Annotated in this window: 1 protein-coding gene; it reads right to left on the minus strand. The window is 65.9% G+C overall.

The window, feature by feature from the left end:
- Positions 1-4: 4 nt before the first annotated feature.
- Entirely contained in the window at positions 5-1,375 is a 1,371-nt protein-coding gene (locus AC5W54_RS22430) for an IS110 family RNA-guided transposase (protein WP_495964313.1), read from the minus strand.
- Between the last annotated feature and the right edge of the window lie 259 nt (positions 1,376-1,634).

A 1,634-nucleotide genomic window follows, 5' to 3' on the forward strand; every position in this document is an offset into this window, starting at 1 on the left:
CTTCCTAAGAAACCCGCTGCCTGACGGCTTGCACCGGCGCGAGTTCGAAGCCGAGTGACTTGGCGCGTCGCTGCAGGTTGCTCACCAGGCGTTGCCGGTAGCGCGCCTCGTAGTAGTCCACACCAGGGTCGCGGTACTGCCACCCATAGCGCAGGGTGTGGTAGAACAGCACGGCGATCTTACGCGCCGTGGCGGTCACCGCCTTGGCCTTGCCGATGCGACTGGCCAGGCGTCGGTAGAACGCGCCCAGTGCGGTGTCGGTGCGCCCGAGGACATTCGCCGCCAGGCGCAGGAGGGCCGCCGCTCGGCTCTTGGTGCGTCGCGTTCGCGAGGATAGCACCTTGCCGCCGGAGATCTTGTTGCCGGGCGCCAGGGCCAGCCAGGACGTGAAGTGCTTGGCCGTCGGCCAGCGGCTCATGTCGATGCCGCATTCGCCGATCAGCTTGAGGACCAGGTAGGCACCGAGCCCGTGGATCTGGGTCAGGTCCGTGCCGACGATCCGGAACAACAGCTCGCGCACGCCAAAGGTCGGCGCATTGTGGTTGGCTTCGCGATGCCGAGCCGGCGGTAACGGCGTGGCTGGCGGCGGTGCGGCCGCCGCCAGCCGTTGGAGGGCCGCCTCGATGTGGCGGTCACAGTCGGCGACATGTTCATGGTAGGTGTCGTAGAGCGCCAGGGATTGCGCCAGCGCCAGCAGATGCTCGTCGCGATAGTGGCCCACCAGGGCCTGCCGGATGGTCGCCTCGCTCGACTTGCAGCGTGGGTCGCGGTAGGTGGCCAGCACGGCGGGATCCCGCTGGCCCTTGACGATCGCCCGCAGGATCTGCATCCCCGTCTTGCCCGTGATGTCAGTGACCACGTGATGAAGCTGCAGATTCATCTCCATCAGCGCCTTCTGCATGTGCTGGATATGCGAGGCGGCATAGGCCAACAGGCGCTCCCGGTGACGGACCAGCGCCCGCAGACTGGCCAGTTCCTGGCTGGGACGGAAGCTGCCGCGCAGCAAGCCATAGGCATGCAGGCGCTGCAGCCACTGGGCATCGTTGACGTCCGTCTTGCGCCCCGGCACGTTCTTGACGTCCCGGGCATTGGCCAGGATCACCTCCAGTCCTCGTTCCTCCAGGATCTCGAAGACGGGAATCCAGTAGATGCCGGTGGACTCCATGGCCACGGTGGTGATGCCGTTCTGCACCAGCCAGTCGGCCAACTGGCCCAGGTCATGGGTGAAGCTCTCGAAGCGTCTGACCGGCTCTGGGTCCCGGTCGGGCGGGATGGCCACCACATGGAAACGCGCACCGATATCGATGGCCGCGGCATCCGGGTGCACGACCTGCCACTTACTGCGACGCCGGCGGGGTGAAGACTGACGAGCCATGGCGAAGCCTCCTCGACAACCCTGTACCATGGGAAAGGCCAGAGGAGGCGGCGCTGAACGGTACTACCTTCCTAACCGGGATCGCCCAGGGTGGGCGTCACCACTGTCAAGTCCAGAACGCCGCCCGAACCACGTTTTCGGACGGGGACGGACCTCCAAAAAGACGACGGCTGCGCCTCTGGCACCAGCGCTGAGTATAGGCGGCCGCCGAGTTTCTGTGCCGACAAGAGGGTGCAACCCTAAACAGTTTTCGGCGAAC

The organism is Halomonas sp. LMYGS-3, from assembly GCF_059509875.1.

Coding starts and splice junctions, on each gene's coding strand:
- AC5W54_RS22430 (WP_495964313.1), bottom strand. CDS start 1,375: ATGGCTCGTCAGTCTTCACCCCGCCGGCGTCGCAGTAAGTGGCAGGTC.